The sequence below is a fragment of the Streptomyces nogalater genome (assembly GCF_039532885.1).
Classification (GTDB): domain Bacteria; phylum Actinomycetota; class Actinomycetes; order Streptomycetales; family Streptomycetaceae; genus Streptomyces; species Streptomyces nogalater.
The window spans coordinates 15,864-33,108 of sequence record NZ_BAAASM010000046.1; the positions used below are offsets into that span (position 1 = coordinate 15,864).

The following is a 17,245-nucleotide window of genomic DNA, read 5'->3' on the forward strand; positions in this document are numbered from 1 at the left end:
GGCCACGGGATGGGCGGGGCGCCGGCCGGGAGCACGGCCGGCCGGCGCCCCGCCGGTCAGGGTCGGGCGAACCTGAGCGTGACGAGTTGGAACGGACGCAGGCGTACGGTGATCCGCTCGTCCTCGCGCGTGGGCGGCTCCGCGTCGGGGAGCGGACGTTCCAGCAGGTCGGTAACGGTCACGCCGGTGAACGGGAAGCCGGTCGTCAGGGTGGCGCGGGCCCGGCCGCCGTGGGCCTCGTGGAAGCGGACGACCACGTCCCCGCTGCCGTCGTCGGCGAGTTTCACCGCCGTCACCACCACCGCGTCGTCGTCCACGCCCACCAGCGGGGCCACCGCGCCGGCGCCGGCCGTGTGCCGCTCCGGCAGGTTGATCCGCCAGCCCTCGCGGACCGCGTCCCCGATCGAGGCGCCGGGCACCAGGGCGTGCCGGAAGCGGTGGACGCCCTGGTCGGTCTCCGGGTCGGGGAAGCGCGGGGCGCGCAGCAGGGACACCCGGACCGTCGTGGTAGTACCCCGGTCGCCGTCGGCGCGGACCGTGCGGGTCACGTCGTGGCCGTAGGTCGAGTCGTTGACGACCGCCACGCCCCAGCCGGGCTCCTCCAGGTGCACGAAGCGGTGGGCGCACGCCTCGAACTTGGCCGCCTCCCAGGAGGTGTTGGTGTGGGTCGGACGGAAGGCATGCCCGAACTGGGTCTCGGACGCGTACCGTTCGGCGTGCAGATCGAGCGGGAAGGCCAGCTTCAGGAACTTCTCCGTCTCGTGCCAGTCCACCTCGGTGTCGATGACCAGCCGGCGCTCCCCCGGCGGCAGGGTCAGCAGCTGGGCGACCCGGGAGGAGCCGAAGGACCGCACGATCCGCACCGAGGCGCCGTCCTCGCCGGCCGTGACGGAGTCGGTGCCGGTGAGGTCGGTGACGGTGTTGCGGTAGAAGGAGTCGACGTCCCAGGCGTCCCACATGTTCGGGAAGTCCGGATGGAGCTGGAGGAGGTTGGCGGCCGTGCCGGGGGCGACCGTCTCGCGGTCGGCGGCGGGATCGTAGACGGAGACGACCAGGCCCCGGGCGTCCACGGTGATCCGCAGCAGGCCGTTGTCCAGCGTGAACCCGCCGTCCTCGCGGGGCGTGAGCGTGGCGGTGCCGGGCGCGTCCGGAGCGGCGGCGCCGCCCGCCGGGACGCCGTGGCGGGTGTGCGGGGCGGAGTTGAACAGCAGCGGGGTCGTGCCCTCGCCGGCCAGGGCGCGCTGGGCGGCGTCGATGACCGCGGTCAGCTCGGCGGTCAGCCGCTCGTACGTCGCCCGGGCCTCCCGGTGCACCCAGGCGATGGACGAACCGGGCAGGATGTCGTGGAACTGGTGCAGCAGGACCGTCTTCCAGATGCGGTCCAACTCCTCGTAGGGGTACGGGAACCCGGTGCGCACGGCCGCGGTGGCCGCCCAGAGTTCGGCCTCGCGCAGCAGGTGTTCGGCGCGCCGGTTGCCCTGCTTGGTCCGGGCCTGGCTGGTGAGGGTGGCGCGGTGCAGTTCCAGGTACAGCTCGCCGACCCAGACCGGTGGTTCGGGGTATTCGGCCTCGGCCTGCTCGAAGAAGGCGCGCGGGGTCTGCCAGCGGACGGTGGCCGAGCCCTCCAGGTCGCGCAGCCGGGCCGCCTTGGCGACCATCTCCCGGGTGGTGCCGCCGCCTCCGTCGCCCCAGCCGGTGGGGGCGAGGGAGTGCCGGGCCCGGCCCTTGTCCCGGAAGTTGCGTACCGCGTGGGCGATCTCGCTGCCCTTCATCGAGCAGTTGTAGGTGTCGGCCGGCGGGAAGTGCGTGAAGATCCGGGTGCCGTCGATGCCCTCCCAGTGGAAGGTGTGGTGCGGGAACTTGTTGGTCTGCGACCAGGAGATCTTCTGCGTCAGCAGCCACTTGGAGCCGGCCGCCTTGATGATCTGCGGCAGCCCCGCGGCGAACCCGAAGGTGTCCGGCAGCCAGGCCTCCTCGTTCTCGACGCCGAACTCGTCGAGGAAGAACCGCTTGCCGTGCACGAACTGCCGGGCCATCGCCTCCGAGCCGGGCATGTTGGTGTCCGACTCCACCCACATCCCGCCGGCCGGCACGAACCGCCCCTCGGCGACGGCCTCTTTCACCCGGGCCCACACCTCGGGCCGGTGCTCCTTCACCCACGCCCACTGCTGGGCCTGGGACATGGCGAAGACGAAGTCGGGCTCGTCCTGGAGCAGGGCGGTCATGTTGGACACCGTCCGGGCCACCTTGCGCACGGTCTCGCGCAGCGGCCACAGCCAGGCGGAGTCGATGTGGGCGTGTCCGACCGCGCCGATCCGGTGGGCGGAGGGGACGGCGGGGGCCGACAGTACGCCGGTGAGCTGTTCCCGGGCCCGGTCCGCGGTGGCGTTCACGTCCTGGAGGTCGACGGTGTCCAGGGCCCGTTCGACCGCGCGCAGGATGTCCCAGCGGCGCGGGGAGTCCACGGGCAGCTCGGCCATCAGCTCGCCGAGCACCTCCAGGTCCATGACGAGCTGCCACACGGTCTCGTCGAACACGGCGAGATCCATGCGGGCGAGGGTGTACTGCGGTTCGGCGCCGGCGGTGTCCTTGTCGCCGAGCCAGGTGGGCCGGAAGGGGTGGTAGTCGAGGATGACCGGGTTGGAGGCGGCCTCGATGTGCAGGCGTACCTCCTCGCCGCCCGCGACGGGCGCGCCGATCCGCACCCACTGGTTGCGCGGGTTGAGGCCCTTCACGGGGGTGCCGTCGGGCCGGTAGACCAGGCCCTCGCACTGGAAGCCGGGCATGTTCTCGTCGAAGCCCAGGTCCAGCAGGGCCTCGACGGTCCTGCCGGCCCACGCCTCGGGTACGGTCCCGGTCACCCGGAACCAGCTGGTGCCCCAGGGAGCACCCCAGCGGGCGCCCACCGCGATCGGCTCGGGCTCGGCGGCCAGCCCCTCGGCGACCGGCACGGGCTCGCCGGGCGCGTGCCACACCGCGACCTGGAGCGGCACGGACTCGGGGTACACGGCAGGGCGGATACGTTCGTCGAGCACGCGCCTGAGGCGGGCTTCCACCAGCGTGCGGTCGTCATGCATGCGGGGTGCTCCCTGCGGGTTCCGGGTGATTACCAGGGGTGGGTGACGGTGACGGGGGCCGAGGCGTTGTAGAGCTCCCCCACGGCGCGCACTTCGAACCGTGCGGCCGGCTCGCCCTGCTCGGGCCGCAGACCGGCGGCGAACCAGGCGCGCTGGCCGGTGGCGCCGAGGAAGCGGCGGGTGCCGTCGGGGAGGAGGCGGTGGAGGGTGTAGTGGCGGACGGGGCCGGGGGCGGGGTTCCAGGCGAGCCGGAGGTCACCGCCGTTCGCCGCGGTGACCCGGGCGGCGGAGGGGGCGGAGGGGGCCGGCGGGGTGCCGGCGGGGCGGACGGCGAGGCCGCCGAGCCGCCAGCGCACCGGGGTTCCGCCGTCGGTGGGGGTGAGCCGGATACCGAGAGCGTGCACGGTGCCGGAGAGGCCGGTGAGGGGGATGGTGACGGTCTGCCAGCCGTTGGCCGAGTTCACAGGAATATACCTGTACGGCGGTGTTTCCCCCGGTCCGCTCGGTGGCGCCGTTGCCACCGCCAGTTCGACGTTCACACCCCCAGATTCGCCCCGGTACGTCAGGTCGACAACCGTGTTCACAGCGATCGGCAGCCGGGTCGCGTACAGGTCGAGCACCACTGGTTGATCGAGTTCACCCGCCACCAGCACACTGCTCCCGCCCCGCCAGGCGTCGGCGAAGTCGAAGGCGACCGTCGGCCGTGTCCCCGCCGTCCGGACCACCCACCGCCGCGACGGCAGCCGGTCCTGGAGGCCGAGATGGTTCCAGGGGCTCTCCGCGGTGACGGCCCCCTCCTCGTACCAGCGCAGCCCGTGCCCCGTGTTGAACACGGTCGCGAACGGCACGGAGGTCACCGTCGACCGGTCCGCCACGGACACCGCCGGCGCCCGCCACGGATCGCCCGGGTCGGGCCGCGACGGGTCCCCGGACCGCCCGGTCCAGAACCGGTCGTCGGCCGCGTGGAAGTCCCCGGGGGCGCGGCGGTCGGCGGGCAGGTGGTTCCGGGTCCACTCGGGCCGGTAGAAGCCGACCGAGGTGACGTGCGGCTTGCCGGCCGGCACGATCGCGTCCCAGTTCACATACGTACCGGACCCGTTCGACTCGACGCCGACGCCGGCCCACAGTTCGTAGCGGCTGCGCCCCAGCCGGTCCGCCTTCGTACCGGACGAGGCCAGCGACGCCGCGCTCCACCGGAAGTCCACGAACATGCCGTCGGCGGCCTCGAAGAACGCCTGGTTCTGGCTGGTCAGCGCGCCCTGCCAGCTGACGGTGCCGTTCACGGTCATCGCGTCGTACCAGGTCACCCGCTGCCCCTTGGCCGCCGCCAGCGTCCTCAGCTCCCTGACGAAGCCCAGCATGGCCGTGCCCAGCGCGGTGTTCCCGCCGCCCGTCTCTGCGTTGAGGAACCAGCCGTCGAAGCCGTACGCCGCCGCCACCGCGACGAGTTGCGCGGCGAGCGGGTGGTGGCCGGTGGCGTCCTTCTGCACCAGGTCCCGGGTCCACTGGAGCTGTCCGCCGTAGGCCGCCGGTGGCAGGAAGACGTTCCCGAGGACGGGGACGCCGTGCCGGTGGGCCGCGTCGACGACGGGGGCGTTCGGGGCGAGGATCAGGCCCTCGCCGGCCGAGCCGCCCCAGAACACCAGCTCGTCGATGTACGCCCAGTGGGTGAGCGCGTAGTAGTCGGCGGTGGCCGAGCCCTGGGCGGGGTTGGCCGATGTCGGGCCGAAGGAGACCAGTGCCTGGACGCGGGCCTGTCCCGTGCGGGCGGTGGGGTTCGCCGGGGTCGGGGTGAAGCGCGGGGCGAGGGGGACGGTGGCGGCGTTGAAGGCCAGGTCGGGGTCGTCGGCGGCGCGCCAGCTCTTCAGGCTGCGCCAGGTGACGCCGGGGCCGGGGCTGCCGGCGGGCAGCGAGTCGGGGTACCAGTAGGCGGCATAGGGCGGGGTGGCGGCGGTGGCGCGCGGGGCCGCCGCGGCGGGCAGGGCGGGGGTCAGGGCCGCGGCGCCGGCGGCGGTCAGGACGGTGCGTCTGGTGGGGTTCACGAGCGGGTGCCTCCGTGGGGGACGGGGAGTACCTGGTCGGACGTGACGACGTCGGTGATGCCGCGCGCGGCGAGATGGTCCTGGTCGTCGGCGCGGGTGTCGAGCACGGTGGTCGGGCGGGCGCCGTCGGCGACGAGCCGGAAGAAGGCGTCGAAGACGTCGCCGCCGGGCGCGCAGCGGGAGCGGCGGTCCGGTGCGGCGGGGACGACGAGGGCCGTACGGCGCGTAGCCGGGGTGCGGTGGGTGCCGCGGGCCGCGTCGGCCAGCACCCCGGCGATGTCCTTCGGCCGCCGTTCGCCGGTGAACAGGCCCAGGGAGTATTCGAGTTCGGGGAAGTCGGCGAGCGTGCGCGACACGTCGTGGGAGCACCACCAGGTGATGCCCCACAGGTCGGGGCAGTCCAGGGCGTTGCCGATGGTGGCCTCGGCGAAGGCGGCGGCGTGCTCGGCGGGCACCAGCGGCGCGGGGGCGCCGACCTCCTGGAGCCACACCGGCCGGTGCGGGTCGTCCGCCCAGGCCTTGCCGAGTTCGACCAGGTAGGCGGCGTGGTGCTCGGTGGGCACGGAGGTACGGCCGTGGCGCTGGGCGGTGCCGTTGAACACCCAGGAGTGCACGGCGGTGACGGCGCCGAGCCGGGCGGAGTGGGCGGGGGTGAAGGGCTGGTCGTCCTGGTACCAGGCGGCGTCGTAGGAGGCGTGCAGGTGGAGGCGGCCGGGGGCGCCCTCGGCGCAGGCGTCCAGCATCCGGGTGAGCCAGCGTCCGGCCTGCTCCTCGGTCACCGGGTCGGGGTCCGGGTGGGGGCCGGCGGCGAACTGGTTGACCTCGTTGCCGACGGTCATGCCGAGGAAGTGCGGCCGGTCGGCGAGGGCGGCGGCGAGGGTGCGCAGATAGGCGGCCTGCCCGTCGGTGACGTCCGGGTCGGTGAAGAGGTTGCGGCGGTGCCAGGTACGGGTCCAGGCGGGCAGGAAGTCGAAGCTGGACAGGTGGCCTTGCAGTCCGTCGACGGCGGTGTCGAGGCCGCGTTCGGCGGCGGCGTCGGCGAGGGCCAGGAGCTGGTCGACGGCGCGGGGGCGGATCAGGGTGCGGTTGGGCTGGAAGTACGGCCACAGCGGGAAGACGCGGATGTGGTCCAGGCCGAGCGCGGCGATCGCGTCGAGGTCGGCGCGGACGGAGTCGAGGTCGAAGTCGAGCCAGTGGTGGAACCACCCTTGGCTGGGCGTGTAGTTGACGCCGAAGCGCACGGCAGGAGGCATGCGGTGTCCTTGCACTCGGGAGAGGGTCAGCCCTTGACCGCGCCCTCGCCGACGCCGCGGAAGAAGTACCGCTGGAGGCAGGCGAACAGGGCGATGAGCGGCGCCACGGCGATGACCGTGCCGGCGGCGACCAGGCGTTCGTCGTTGGCGAAGGTGCCGTGCAGATAGTTGAGGCCGATGGTGAGGGTGAACTTGGAGGGGTCGCTGAGCACGATCAGCGGCCACAGGAAGTCGTCCCAGGCGCCCATGAAGGCGAAGATCGCCACGACGGCGAGGGTGCCCTTGACCGAGGGAAGGGCGATCCGCAGGAACCGCTGCCAGACGTTGGCGCCGTCGACGTAGGCGGCCTCCTCGATCTCGTAGGGCAGTGCGCGGAAGGCGTTGCGCATCAGCAGGACGTTCATCGCGCCGATGGCGCCGGGCAGGACGACGCCGATGAGCGTGTTGTTCAGGCCGAGTTCGCGCATGGTGGTGAACTGGGCGATGACGATGCCCTCGACGGGTACGAGCATCGCCAGCACGAAGACGAGCGTGGTCACGCGCCGGCCGCGGTAGCGCAGCCGGGCCAGGGCGTATCCGGCGAGGGCCGAACCGACGCAGTTGGTCACGACGTTGGCGGTGGCGACCTTCAGGGAGTTCAGGGCGTAGTCCCAGACCGGGATGGTGTCGGCGACCCGGGTGTAGTTGTGCAGGGTGGGGTGGGCTGGCAGGAAGCGGGGCGGGGAGCTGTAGATGTCCTCGGTGGGGCCCTTGAGGGAGGTGGCCAGCTGCCAGAGGAACGGGCCGGTGGTCAGGGCGAGGACGGCGAGGAGCAGCAGGTACCGCCAGATCAGTTCGCCGGGCCGGGCGCGGCGGCCGTGGTCGTCGGTGACGCGTGGCCGCCGGGCCGTGGCGGCCGGCCGCTCGGGCCGGACCTTCTCCAGGACGCTCATGTCTCCTCCCTCCGGTCGGCGCGCAGGACGAGCAGCATCAGGACGACGGTGACGGCGAACACGACGACGGAGAGGGCGGAGGCGTAGCCGACCCGGCCGGTCAGGCCGGTGCCGGTGCGCTGGACGAGCATGACCAGGGTGGTGTCCTCGCCGGCCGGGCCGCCGCTCGGGCCCGCCATCAGGTACACCTCGGAGAACACCTTGAAGGCGGCGACCGAGGAGAGCGCGGCGACCAGCACCATGGTGGACCGTACGGCGGGCACGGTGACGGACAGGAAGCGGCGTACCGGGCCGGCTCCGTCGACGGCGGCGGCCTCGTGCAGTTCGCGGGGCACGTTCGCCAGCGCGGCCAGGTAGATGACCATGTAGTAGCCGAGGCCCTTCCACACGGTGACGGCCATGGCGCTGAGCAGGAGCAGCCATTGGTCGCTGAGGAACCCGACCCGGCCGATGCCCACCGTCTCCAGCACCGAGTTGACCAGGCCGCGTTCGTCCAGCAGCCACACCCAGATCAGGCCCACGACGACGATCGAGGCGACGACGGGGGTGTAGAAGGCGGAGCGGAAGAAGGTGATCCCGGGGATGTTCCGGCGCACCAGCAGGGCGAGCAGCAGCGGCAGGACGACCAGGGCGGGGACGACGACCAGGACGTAGAGGGCGCTGTTGCGCAGGCCGGTCCAGAACATGTCGTCGTGGAGCAGTTCGCGGAAGTTGGCGAGTCCGACGAAGCGGCCGGGGACCAGGGTGCGGCGGTCGGTGAAGGAGTTCACCAGGGTGGAGACGAAGGGGTAGAGCACGAAGGCGCCGGCGATCAGCAGTCCCGGTGCGGCGAACAGCCAGGGGCTGGTGGGAAGTTGCCGTCTGACGCGCAGGGGCGTGGCCATGGCGGGTCAGCCCTGCCGGAGCAGCCGGTCGGCGGCCTTGACAGCGTTGTCGAGGGCTTCCCGCGGGCTCTCCTTGCCCTGGAGCGCCTTGGCGACCTCGTTGCGCAGCGCGGTCTTCATCTGCTCGCTGAACAGCACGGGTGTGTAATTGACGGCGGTTTTCAGCGACTTGGCGGCGGCGACGCGTACCCGGGTCTCGTCGGTGCCGTCTTCCCTGGTGAAGTACGGGTCGTCGAGCGAGCCGGCGGTGCTCGGGAAGATGGCGACCCGCTTGGCGAAGACCATCTGGTTGCGGGCGCCGGTGACGAAGTGGGCGAAGGCGACGGCGGCCGGGGTGTGTTGCGTACGGGAGTTGACCATCACGCCCATCACGTACATGTTGGCGTGCCCGGTGTTGGTGATCTGGTCGGTGATGCCGATGTTCCTGTACAGGCCGGGGGCGTTCTTCTTGAAGTTGGCGAGGTCCAGGGCGCTGCCGGGGTTCATGGCGACGGCGCCGGTGAGGAACTTCTTGCCGGCCGACTCCCCGGTGGCGGTCAGCGCCTGCGGGTCGAGGGCCTTGGCGTCGTACAACTGCTTGTATCTGGTGAGCAGTTCGACGCCCTTGGGGTCGTTGAAGGTGAATGCGGTGCCTTGTTCGTTCATGAGCGGGACGCCGTAGCGGCCGAAGTCCTCGATGGTGGGGACGTTGGCGAGGGTGGCGACCTTGCCGCCGCTCTTGTCGGCCATCCTGAGGGCGTCGGCGAAGAGTTCGTCATAGGTCTTCGGCGGCCGCTCCGGGTCGAGTCCGGCCTTCTCGAAGAGGGCTTTGTTGTAGAAGAGCGGGCCGGTGTTCAGATACCAGGGGAAGGCGTAGGTGCCCGTCATGCCGGGGACCCGGTGGCCGGCCCAGGCTCCGGGCAGGTACTCCTCGCGGTAGCGGGCGGCGACCTTGTCGAGGTCCAGCGCGAGGCCCGCCTTGGCGAGCGGCGCGACGAGGTCCGGGGAGACGTTGACGACGTCGGGCAGGGTGCCGCCGCCCGCGTCCACGCTGATCTTGTCGGGGTATCCCTCGGCGGGCTGGTCGATCCACCTGACGTGGGTGCCGGGGTACTTCTCCTCGAAGCCGGCGATCAGGTCCTCGAAGTAGTCCTTGAAGTTGGCGCGCAGGTTCCAGGTCTGGAAGGTGATGTCGCCCTCCACCTTGCCGTAGGCGTCGCCCGTGCCGCCGTCACCTCCGCCCGAGCCGCAGGCGCTCAGCGGCAGGACGAGGGCGACGGCGACGGCGGTGAGGGCTCTGCGGGAGATGGGCACGGACACGGCTCCCTTGCTGTGTCGGGGCTGTGGGTGGCGCGAAAGACCTTGCACAGGGCTTTCCCGGAAAGTCAATGGATTCGTCGCGGCCACAGCATTCCGTCCGACATCGACGCAGGTAGGCGCCTGCTGGCCGGGAACTTGCGGGAGTTGACTAATGCGCTTTAGGGTCTTGACGCTCAAGCGCTTTAGCGGTTCCCTGCCGAAGGGGAGGAAACGTGCCGACCAGACGGTCCCCCGCGCGTCGGCCCACGATGAAGGACATCGCCCGGCGGGCCGGAGTGTCCGAGAGCGCCGTGTCCTTCGCGCTCAACGACCGCCCCGGCGTCTCGGAGGCGACCCGGGCCCGGGTGCGCCGGGTCGCCGAACAGCTGGGCTGGCGGCCGAGTACGGCGGCCCGCGCGCTGTCCGGGGAGGGCGTGGCCACGGTCGGCTTCGTGCTGGCCCGCCCCGCGGCCACGCTGGGCGTCGACTCCTTCTTCCTCCAGCTCGTCTCCGGGATCCAGGGAGTGCTGGCCGAACGGCACCTGGGCCTGCTGTTCCAGGTGGTGGAGGACGTGGCCGACGAGTGCGCGGTGTACCGGCGCTGGTGGGCCGAGCACCGGGTGGACGGCGTCCTGGTGGTCGACCCGCGCGCCGACGATCCGCGCCCCGGTCTGCTGGACGAACTGTCCCTGCCCGCCGTGGTGATCGGCGGCGCCCCGGACGAGCGGCACCCCGGGCTGTCCACGGTCTGGGCGGACGACGCGGGCGCGATGGCCTCGGTGGTGGGCGAGTTGACCGCCCTGGGCCATCGCCGGATCGTCCACATCGCCGGTCTGCCGGATCTCGCGCACACCCAGCGCCGCATCCGCACGCTGCGCGCCGAGGCGGAGCGGCGGGGGCTCGCCGAGGTGGAGTCGGTGCCGACCGACTACTCCGACGCCGAGGCCGCCGCCGTCACCCGCCGGGTCCTGCGCCGCCCCGCTCCCCCGACGGCCTTGGTCTACGACAGCGATGTGATGGCCGTCGCGGGCCTCGCCGCCGCGGCCGAGCTGGGTTTCTCGGTGCCGGCCGAGCTGTCGGTGGTGGCCTGGGAGGACTCGGCGCTGTGCCGCATGGTCGCCCCGTGGCTGTCGGCGCTGTCCCGGGACAGCGTGGAGTTCGGGTCCACGGCGGCCCGGGAGCTGCTGGCTCTGCTGGACGGGGGCCCGGCCCGGACGGTGCGGGTGCCGGTCCCCCGGCTGATCGAGCGGGACAGCACGGGGCCGGCGCGGAGCGGCCCGCCACGCCGCGAGGACGCCAACGGCGGTACGGGCACCGGCGCGTGACCCGCCGGCCGACGGGGCGACCGGGCCGCCGGCCTCTCGACGTACCGGGTTCGGCGGTGCACAGTTGCCTCTACGCGCCTCCATACCGACCGGTAACCGGGGACGCGCAGCCGACGACCGACGAAGGAGCGTCCGTGAGCAGCTGGGCCGGCCGGAGTGCCGCCGAGATCGCCGCCGCCGTCCGCGCCAAGCGGGTCACGCCCCGGGAGGTGGTGGCCGGACATCTCGCGCGGATCGAGCGGCTGGACGGCCGGATCGGGGCGTTCCGGAAGGTCCGGGCGGAGGCGGCGCTCGCCGAGGCCGACGAGGTGGCCGCCCGCGCGGATCTGGCCGGACTGCCGCTCGCGGGCGTGCCGGTGGCGGTCAAGGACAACCTGCCGGTGCGCGGCGAGTCGTGCCGCAACGGCTCCGCCGCCACCCCCGACAGCCCCGCCGCCGAGGACCATGTGACGGTGGCGCGGCTGCGCGCGGCGGGGGCGGTGGTGGTCGGCCTGACGAACGTGCCGGAGCTGTGTGTCTTCGCCACCACGGAGGGCCCGTACGGCATCGCCCGCAATCCCTGGGACCCGTCCCGCACGGCGGGCGGCTCCTCCGGCGGCAGCGCGGCGGCGGTGGCCGCGGGGCTGGTGCCGCTGGCGCTCGGCAACGACGGGATGGGTTCGCTGCGCATCCCGGCCGCGAACTGCGGGCTGGTCACGCTGAAGCCGGGGCCCGCGGTGGTACCGGCCGGGATCGGCCACGGCGACTGGTTCGGCATGGCGGAGAACGGGCCGCTGGCCACGACGGTGGAGGATCTGCGACTGATGCTGGGCGTCCTCGCCGACGCGGAGTTCGAGCGGCGGCGGGAGCGGAGCCCGCTGAGGATCGCCGTCGCGCTGCGCAGCCCGGTCGCCGGGGCGTATGTGAGCCGGCCGTATACGAACGCGGTGCGGCGGGCGGCCGGGGTGCTGGCCCGGTCCGGGCACCGGGTGCGGCGGGCGGAACCGCCGTATCCGCTCTCCCTCGGTGTGACCGCGCTCCGGCACTGGACGGCCGGGACGGCGGTGGACGCCGAGGTCCTGGACCCGGCCCGGCTGGCCCGCCGGACCCGGGTGCACGCGGCCCTGGGGCGCCGTTTCACCCGCGCGGTCCGCACCGGGGCCGCCCGGGACCGGCTGCGTGCCCGGCTCGCGCCGTTCTTCACCGGGCACGACGTGCTGCTCACCCCGGCCCTGGCCCGCCGCTGTCCGCAGGCCGGGCCGTGGCACGAGCGCGGCTGGCTGCGCAACATCCTCGCCGACTCCGCGTACGCGCCGTTCACTCCGCCGTGGAACCTGACCGGCTGGCCGGCGATGTCCGTGCCGGTGGGCACCCTGCCCTCGGGCGCCCCGTGCGCCGTACAGCTGGTGGGCCTGCCGGGCACGGAGGCTCTTCTGCTGGGCGTGGCCGAGGAGTTGGCGGAGCTGATCCCATGGCGGCGGACGGCGCCGGTGGCGGAGCACCGGTAGCGGCCGGGCCGTCGCTAGTCCAGCGCCCGGTACATGATGTGCAGCCCCACCCTGCCGTGGCGGGGGTGCTCGAACGCCTCCGGGACCGTGCCGAGGATCGTGAAGCCGAGGGAGGTCCACAGGGCGACGGCGGGGTTGGTCTCGACCACGGCGTTGAAGACCATCGCGCGGTAGCCGTACGTCCGGGCCTCGGTCAGCACGTGGGTGGCGAGGGCACGGCCGATGCCGCGGCCGGCGTGGTCGGGGTCGACCATGAAGCCGGCGTTGGCGACGCGGGCGGCGGGTCCGCCGTAGTTGGGGGTGAGGTAGGCCGAGCCGACCACGGCTCCGCTGCCGTCCTCGGCGACGTAGACCCGCTTGGCCGGGCTCATCCACAGCTCGCGGGCCGCTTCCTCGGTGGTGTGGGGATCCCAGGCGTAGGTCTCGGCGGCGGCGACGATCCGGTGCCAGAAAGGCCAGATGCGCGGCCAGTCCTCAGCCTTGGCTTCTCTGATCGACATGGGCGTGAGTCTGCCACGCCCACGCGACGGCGATCGCGAGGGCCTGGAGGATCAGTCCACGCTCGGCAGGATGTGCGGCTCGGCCAGGTCGTCCTCGTATCCGGCGAGGCGGATCGGGGCGGAGCGGGCCCACACCTCAAGGCTGCCGAGTTCTCCGGGCCGGCGGCGCCTGCGGTCCGTACGTTCCTCGGGGCGCTGTTCGCGATTCGTCTTCTCCGGTGTCACCGCGCACTCCTTATGTGTCGGGTCACCCTCGGGGCATGCCGGACAGTCTGTGCCATGGCGCCGGACGCCCGCTCGGGTCTGGCTGGAAGGCCGGTCACGGACGCGGTGGCGCCGGTTTCCGCTGCGGGAGCGGCCGTTGTGGACCGGCGTGCCCCAGGACGGACGGTGGGTGTGGGTGTGACCCCGTACTGTTGTCCGCCGACTCCCAGAGTAACCAAATGAGCGGACATCCGCTCGATAGGGAATGCAAACAAGGTGTAACCACTGTGCTTCGCGCAGCCACCCAATAGCCCCCAATATGGGGCCTATTCCCGCAAGATGCTCACTCGTACGACGCCTGGAATCACCCGTACGGCGGATATGAACGAACGCCCCTTCGAAATAAGTTGGGGAACGGTTGGCCGACCCGGCGCAGTTCAAGTGCCGTTGGCCGGGCGGCAAACCGGCCATGCTCTGCTGGCGCGGCAACGGCTGTCTCGCGGAAGGACTGACGCATGGAGCTGCGCAGCGTCGAGGAGCTGATGGATCTGCTGTACGCCGGGCGGCACCGGCACGCGCTGCGGACCGCCGCGCTGCTGCGCCGAGGCCGCCCCGCCGACAAGGAGCTCCAGGTGGCGGGGCTGGTGCGGGGCATCGGGCCGGTGCTGAGCCCGGGCGACGAGGCGGCCCGGGCCGAAAGCGCGGCCGAGGCGGTGCGCTCCCTGCTCGGGGAACGGGTGGCCCGGCTGGTCCGCGCGGACGCGGACCCGGCCGACGACGATGTACTGCGGCTGCGCCAGGCCGAAGAGGAGGGCCGCACGGCCGCTTTCGACGCGGGTGTGCTGGAGGACTGGCGCACCGTGCTGGAACTGGTGGCGGCCGGCCGGACCCGGCTCGGCGCGGTCGACTGAGCCCCGGCCGGCCGGGACACGGCCCGCCGGGCGCGCTCGGCCGATGTCCGTGCCCGGCCGATGTCCGTGCCCGGCCGACGGGCGCCCGGCTCACCCGCGCGGGGCCTCTCGCCGGGCCAACACCCGCCCGGCGCTCACCACTTGCCGGGTGCGTAGTCCTTCAGGAAGACGCCGTACAGGTCTTCGCCCGCCTCGCCGCGCACGACCGGGTCGTAGACGCGGGCGGCGCCGTCGACCAGGTCGAGCGGGGCGTGGAAGCCGGCCTCGGCGAGACGCAACTTGTCGTAGTGGGGGCGTTCGTCGGTGATCCAGCCGGTGTCGACCGAGGTCATCAGGATCCGGTCGGACTCGAACATCTCCTGGGCGCTGGTCCGGGTCACCATGTTCATCGCGGCCTTGGCGGCGTTGGTGTTCGGGTGGCCCGCGCCCTTGTAGCCACGGCTGAACACACCTTCCATGGCCGAGACGTTGACGATGTACGCCCGTCCGCTCACCGCCTTCCGCGCGGCCTGCGCCATGGCCGGGCGGAGCTTGCTGATCAGGATGAACGGCGCGGTGTAGTTGCACAGCTGGGTTTCCAGCAGTTCCACCGGGGAGATCTGGTCGATGGTCTGCACCCAGGTGTTGGTGTCGACGACGTCGGGGAGCAGGCCGCCGGCGTCGATGGCGGTGCCGTCGAGGTGCCGGGCGACGCTGGCGTTGCCCGCGACCAGGGCGAGGTCGGCCACCTTCTGCGCGTCCAGCCCGCTGGTGCCGACGGGCAGCGCGGCCAGGCCGTCGACCGCGCCGGAGTTGAAGGCGCCGATGACATGGTGGGCGGGCAGCTCACCGGCGGGCAGCGGGGCGCTCTCGCCGTCGACCAGCGCGGCGTAGGCGGAGGGCAGCCGGCGCACGGTCTGCGTGGCGTTGTTGATCAGGATGTCCAGCGGGCCGGCCTCGGCGACCCGGTCGGCCAGCGCGACGGCCTGGGCCGGGTCGCGCAGGTCGATACCGACGACCTCCAGCCGGTGCAGCCAGTCCGCCGAGTCCTCCATCGCCTTGAAACGGCGGATGGCGTCCTTCGGGAACCGGGTCGTGACGGTCGTGTGCGCGCCGTCGCGCAGCAGCCGCAGCGCGATGTACATGCCGATCTTGGCCCGGCCGCCGGTGAGCAGGGCGCGCTTGCCGGTGAGGTCGGCGCGGGCGTCCCGCTTGGCGCGGTTCAGATCGGCGCAGCCGGGACAGAGCTGGTGGTAGAAGTAGTCGACTTCCACGTACCGGGTCTTGCAGGTGTAGCAGGACCGCGGGCGCTGGAGTATCCCCGCGATCCGGCCCGCCTCGACCTTCGAGGACGGCAGGATGCCCTCGGTCTCGTCGTCGATGCGCTCGGCCGAGCCGGTGGCGGTGGCCTCGGTGACGGCGCGGTCGTGCGCGGTCTTGGCGGCCCGGCGTTCCTGGCGGCGGCGCTGCTTGACCGTGCGGTAGATGTGCGAGGTGGCCCGGCGCACCTTGATCGCGTCGGGGTGGTCGACGTCGAGCCGGTCCAGTTCCTCCAGCACGCTCAGGCAGACGGCGAGCCGCTCCGGGTCGATACCGGGCCCGTAGACCATCTCGTCCATGGACGCCGAGCCGTCCTCTGTCACCGTCATCGCGCTGCCGTTTCCCTGGTCACCCGAGCGGCGCTCCGACTCGCGTCCGCTTTCGAACAGCGAATTTTACGGAGCGCCGGGCCGGTGGGCCAAACCGCCGTGGTTCCGCCCCCGCGGGGCCGCCGACGGCACGGCCACCGCACGGGGGTACGGGCGGGAACGGGAGGCACCCCCGGAGCGGCGCGGGCGGGCAGTACGGGCGGTGCGGGCGGGCCTCCGGCGCCGAAGGGAAGCCGCCCCGGACCCGGACCCGACCCCGACCCCGACCGCGCATACCCCGGCGGGCGGCCCGTCGCGGCGGGAAGCGGGACGGCGCCCGACGCCGGGGGCTCGCCGTGGACCGCCCGGCCCCGGACCCGGACCCGGACCGGTGCTCAGTGGCCGCAGGCCGACAGCAGTGTCGTCAATTCCGCCGTGACCGCCCGTGCGAGGCGATCCAGGTCCGGCACGGCCCGCGCGTCGGCGACCAGCCCGTAGTGCACGCGCCCGCGGTACGTGGAGATCGCGACCGCCAGCGCCTGGCCGGGGGCGAGCGGGGCCAGCGGGTACACCTCGGTGAGCTCGTGGCCGCCGAGCCGGAGCCCGAGGCCGGGCAGCGGCACGCTGGTGACCAGGATGTCGAACCACAGCCGGGCCGCCTGGCCGACCAGCGGCCCGCCGAGCCGGTGGCCGAGGGCCGGCACGTGGTCGGCGAGCAGGGCCACCGCGCCGGCGCCCCGGTCGGGTCCCGCGTCCTTGTTGCGGGCCATCGCGGTGCGCACGGTGTGCAGCCGGCCGAGCGGGTCGCTCTCGTGCACCGGGAGCCGTATCAGATAGCCGGAGAGCCGGTTGCCCTGCGGCTGGGCGGCGTGCGGGCGGCGCCGGGAGACGGGGATCAGGGCGCGGGGAGCCACGCCCTCGCTGCCGTCGCCGCGCTCGTCCAGCCAGCGGCGCAGGGCCCCGGCGACGACGGCGATGAGGACGTCGTTGACCGTGCCGCCGGCGCTCTTGCGGACCCGGTGCACGTCGTCGATGTCGAGGACGACCCCGGCGACGCGGCGGGTGCCGCTGGGCGTGGAGGTGAGCGCGGCGCAGGAGCGCATGCCGAGGGTGGACCGGGCCAGCGAGGCGCCGATGTCCAGGGCCCGGCCCAGGTCGGTGAGCACCCCCCGGACCAGCCCGGGGACGCGCGCGGGCAGCCGGCGCACGTCGGGCAGCGGGCCGCGCGGCGGCTCGATGGCCCGGGGTGCGCGCTCGGGCGGGTCGACGGGGTCCAGGACGCCGGCGGCGAGCTTCAGGGCGCGCAGCCCGTCGGCGAGGGCGTGGTGGAACTTGAAGAGCACCGCGAAGGAGACCCCGTCGGCGCCGGGCAGTACATGTGCCTCCCACGGCGGCCGGCCACGCTCCAGCGGGCGCTCCATCAGCCGGCCGGCGGCCGCGTGGAAGTCGTCGGTGGGGGCGTGCAGCCGGACGTGGTCGAGGGGGTCGAAGCGCGGGTCGGTCTCGCGGGCGGCGCCGCCGAAGGCGAGCGGCTGCCACAGGTCGCGGATGCGCAGGCGCAGGCCGGGGACGGCGGCGGCGCGGGCGGCGAGCAGGTCGGCGGCGTGCGCCCCGGCGGTCGGCGAGTGCGCGCCGAAGACCCCGAGCGCGCCGAGGTGCATCGGGTGCCGGTCGGACTCCATGTTCCAGAAGGCCAGGTCGAGGGGAGCGAGCAGGTCGGAAGTCACGGGCTTGCCTCACACGTC

General features: G+C 73.2%; 13 protein-coding genes. 3 read left to right on the top strand and 10 right to left on the bottom strand.

The window, feature by feature from the left end; translation table 11 throughout:
* Positions 1 to 56: 56 nt before the first annotated feature.
* The 6 genes from ABD350_RS27995 to ABD350_RS28020 are packed head-to-tail and all read right to left on the bottom strand — an operon-like array spanning position 57 to position 9,481.
* Positions 57 to 3,077 (bottom strand): alpha-mannosidase, encoded by a 3,021-nt coding sequence (locus ABD350_RS27995; protein ID WP_344351429.1) that lies wholly within the window; start codon positions 3,075 to 3,077, stop codon positions 57 to 59.
* A 29-nt stretch (positions 3,078 to 3,106) separates the two neighbouring features.
* On the bottom strand, positions 3,107 to 5,119 hold the full coding sequence (locus ABD350_RS28000; protein ID WP_344351430.1) for an endo-beta-N-acetylglucosaminidase: 2,013 nt from the start codon (positions 5,117 to 5,119) through the stop codon (positions 3,107 to 3,109).
* The gene (locus ABD350_RS28005; protein WP_344351432.1) at positions 5,116 to 6,372 is read right to left on the bottom strand and encodes a glycoside hydrolase 5 family protein; all 1,257 of its coding nucleotides are present in this window, start codon (positions 6,370 to 6,372) and stop codon (positions 5,116 to 5,118) included. The genes ABD350_RS28000 and ABD350_RS28005 overlap by 4 nt, the downstream gene beginning before the upstream one ends.
* A gap of 26 nt (positions 6,373 to 6,398) precedes the next feature.
* Positions 6,399 to 7,304, bottom strand: coding sequence for a carbohydrate ABC transporter permease (locus tag ABD350_RS28010; RefSeq protein ID WP_344351433.1), 906 nt, complete (start codon positions 7,302 to 7,304; stop codon positions 6,399 to 6,401).
* Positions 7,301 to 8,188 (bottom strand): carbohydrate ABC transporter permease, encoded by an 888-nt coding sequence (locus tag ABD350_RS28015; protein ID WP_344351434.1) that lies wholly within the window; start codon positions 8,186 to 8,188, stop codon positions 7,301 to 7,303. Before ABD350_RS28015 ends, ABD350_RS28010 begins: the two co-directional genes overlap by 4 nt.
* Before the next feature lie 6 nt (positions 8,189 to 8,194).
* Complete coding sequence (locus tag ABD350_RS28020) at positions 8,195 to 9,481, bottom strand: ABC transporter substrate-binding protein (RefSeq protein ID WP_344351435.1); 1,287 nt, start codon at positions 9,479 to 9,481, stop codon at positions 8,195 to 8,197.
* A 254-nt stretch (positions 9,482 to 9,735) separates the two neighbouring features.
* Here ABD350_RS28020 and ABD350_RS28025 point away from each other — a divergent pair, with 254 nt between their 5' ends.
* Both ABD350_RS28025 and ABD350_RS28030 read left to right on the top strand, forming a co-directional pair.
* On the top strand, positions 9,736 to 10,791 hold the full coding sequence (locus ABD350_RS28025) for a LacI family DNA-binding transcriptional regulator (protein ID WP_382466887.1): 1,056 nt from the start codon (positions 9,736 to 9,738) through the stop codon (positions 10,789 to 10,791).
* A gap of 134 nt (positions 10,792 to 10,925) precedes the next feature.
* The gene (locus ABD350_RS28030) at positions 10,926 to 12,278 is read left to right on the top strand and encodes an amidase (RefSeq protein WP_344351439.1); all 1,353 of its coding nucleotides are present in this window, start codon (positions 10,926 to 10,928) and stop codon (positions 12,276 to 12,278) included.
* Between the two features lie 14 nt (positions 12,279 to 12,292).
* Here the strand turns inward: ABD350_RS28030 and ABD350_RS28035 are convergent, their stop codons facing one another.
* A complete protein-coding gene (locus ABD350_RS28035) occupies positions 12,293 to 12,778 on the bottom strand; it encodes a GNAT family N-acetyltransferase (RefSeq protein WP_344351440.1) in 486 nt (161 codons plus the stop codon).
* A gap of 51 nt (positions 12,779 to 12,829) precedes the next feature.
* A complete protein-coding gene (locus tag ABD350_RS28040; protein WP_344351442.1) occupies positions 12,830 to 13,003 on the bottom strand; it encodes a hypothetical protein in 174 nt (57 codons plus the stop codon).
* Positions 13,004 to 13,497: 494 nt separating this feature from the next.
* Between ABD350_RS28040 and ABD350_RS28045 the strand changes: the two genes are divergently transcribed.
* The gene (locus ABD350_RS28045; RefSeq protein WP_344351444.1) at positions 13,498 to 13,893 is read left to right on the top strand and encodes a hypothetical protein; all 396 of its coding nucleotides are present in this window, start codon (positions 13,498 to 13,500) and stop codon (positions 13,891 to 13,893) included.
* Positions 13,894 to 14,027: 134 nt separating this feature from the next.
* Here ABD350_RS28045 and ABD350_RS28050 read toward each other — a convergent pair whose 3' ends face one another.
* Positions 14,028 to 15,521 carry an SDR family NAD(P)-dependent oxidoreductase gene (locus ABD350_RS28050; RefSeq protein WP_344351445.1) on the bottom strand — a complete coding sequence of 498 codons (1,494 nt, stop codon included), beginning with the start codon at positions 15,519 to 15,521 and terminating at the stop codon, positions 14,028 to 14,030.
* A 374-nt stretch (positions 15,522 to 15,895) separates the two neighbouring features.
* The gene (locus ABD350_RS28055; protein ID WP_344351446.1) at positions 15,896 to 17,227 is read right to left on the bottom strand and encodes a wax ester/triacylglycerol synthase family O-acyltransferase; all 1,332 of its coding nucleotides are present in this window, start codon (positions 17,225 to 17,227) and stop codon (positions 15,896 to 15,898) included.
* Between the last annotated feature and the right edge of the window lie 18 nt (positions 17,228 to 17,245).

Bases quoted from the DNA above. Each gene is read 5' to 3' on its own strand.
- ABD350_RS28005 (WP_344351432.1), bottom strand. From the start codon at position 6,372: ATGCCTCCTGCCGTGCGCTTCGGCGTCAACTACACGCCCAGCCAAGGG.
- ABD350_RS28025 (WP_382466887.1), top strand. From the start codon at position 9,736: ATGAAGGACATCGCCCGGCGGGCCGGAGTGTCCGAGAGCGCCGTGTCC.
- ABD350_RS28010 (WP_344351433.1), bottom strand. From the start codon at position 7,304: ATGAGCGTCCTGGAGAAGGTCCGGCCCGAGCGGCCGGCCGCCACGGCC.
- ABD350_RS28050 (WP_344351445.1), bottom strand. From the start codon at position 15,521: ATGACGGTGACAGAGGACGGCTCGGCGTCCATGGACGAGATGGTCTAC.
- ABD350_RS27995 (WP_344351429.1), bottom strand. From the start codon at position 3,077: ATGCATGACGACCGCACGCTGGTGGAAGCCCGCCTCAGGCGCGTGCTC.
- ABD350_RS28035 (WP_344351440.1), bottom strand. From the start codon at position 12,778: ATGTCGATCAGAGAAGCCAAGGCTGAGGACTGGCCGCGCATCTGGCCT.
- ABD350_RS28015 (WP_344351434.1), bottom strand. From the start codon at position 8,188: ATGGCCACGCCCCTGCGCGTCAGACGGCAACTTCCCACCAGCCCCTGG.
- ABD350_RS28045 (WP_344351444.1), top strand. From the start codon at position 13,498: ATGGAGCTGCGCAGCGTCGAGGAGCTGATGGATCTGCTGTACGCCGGG.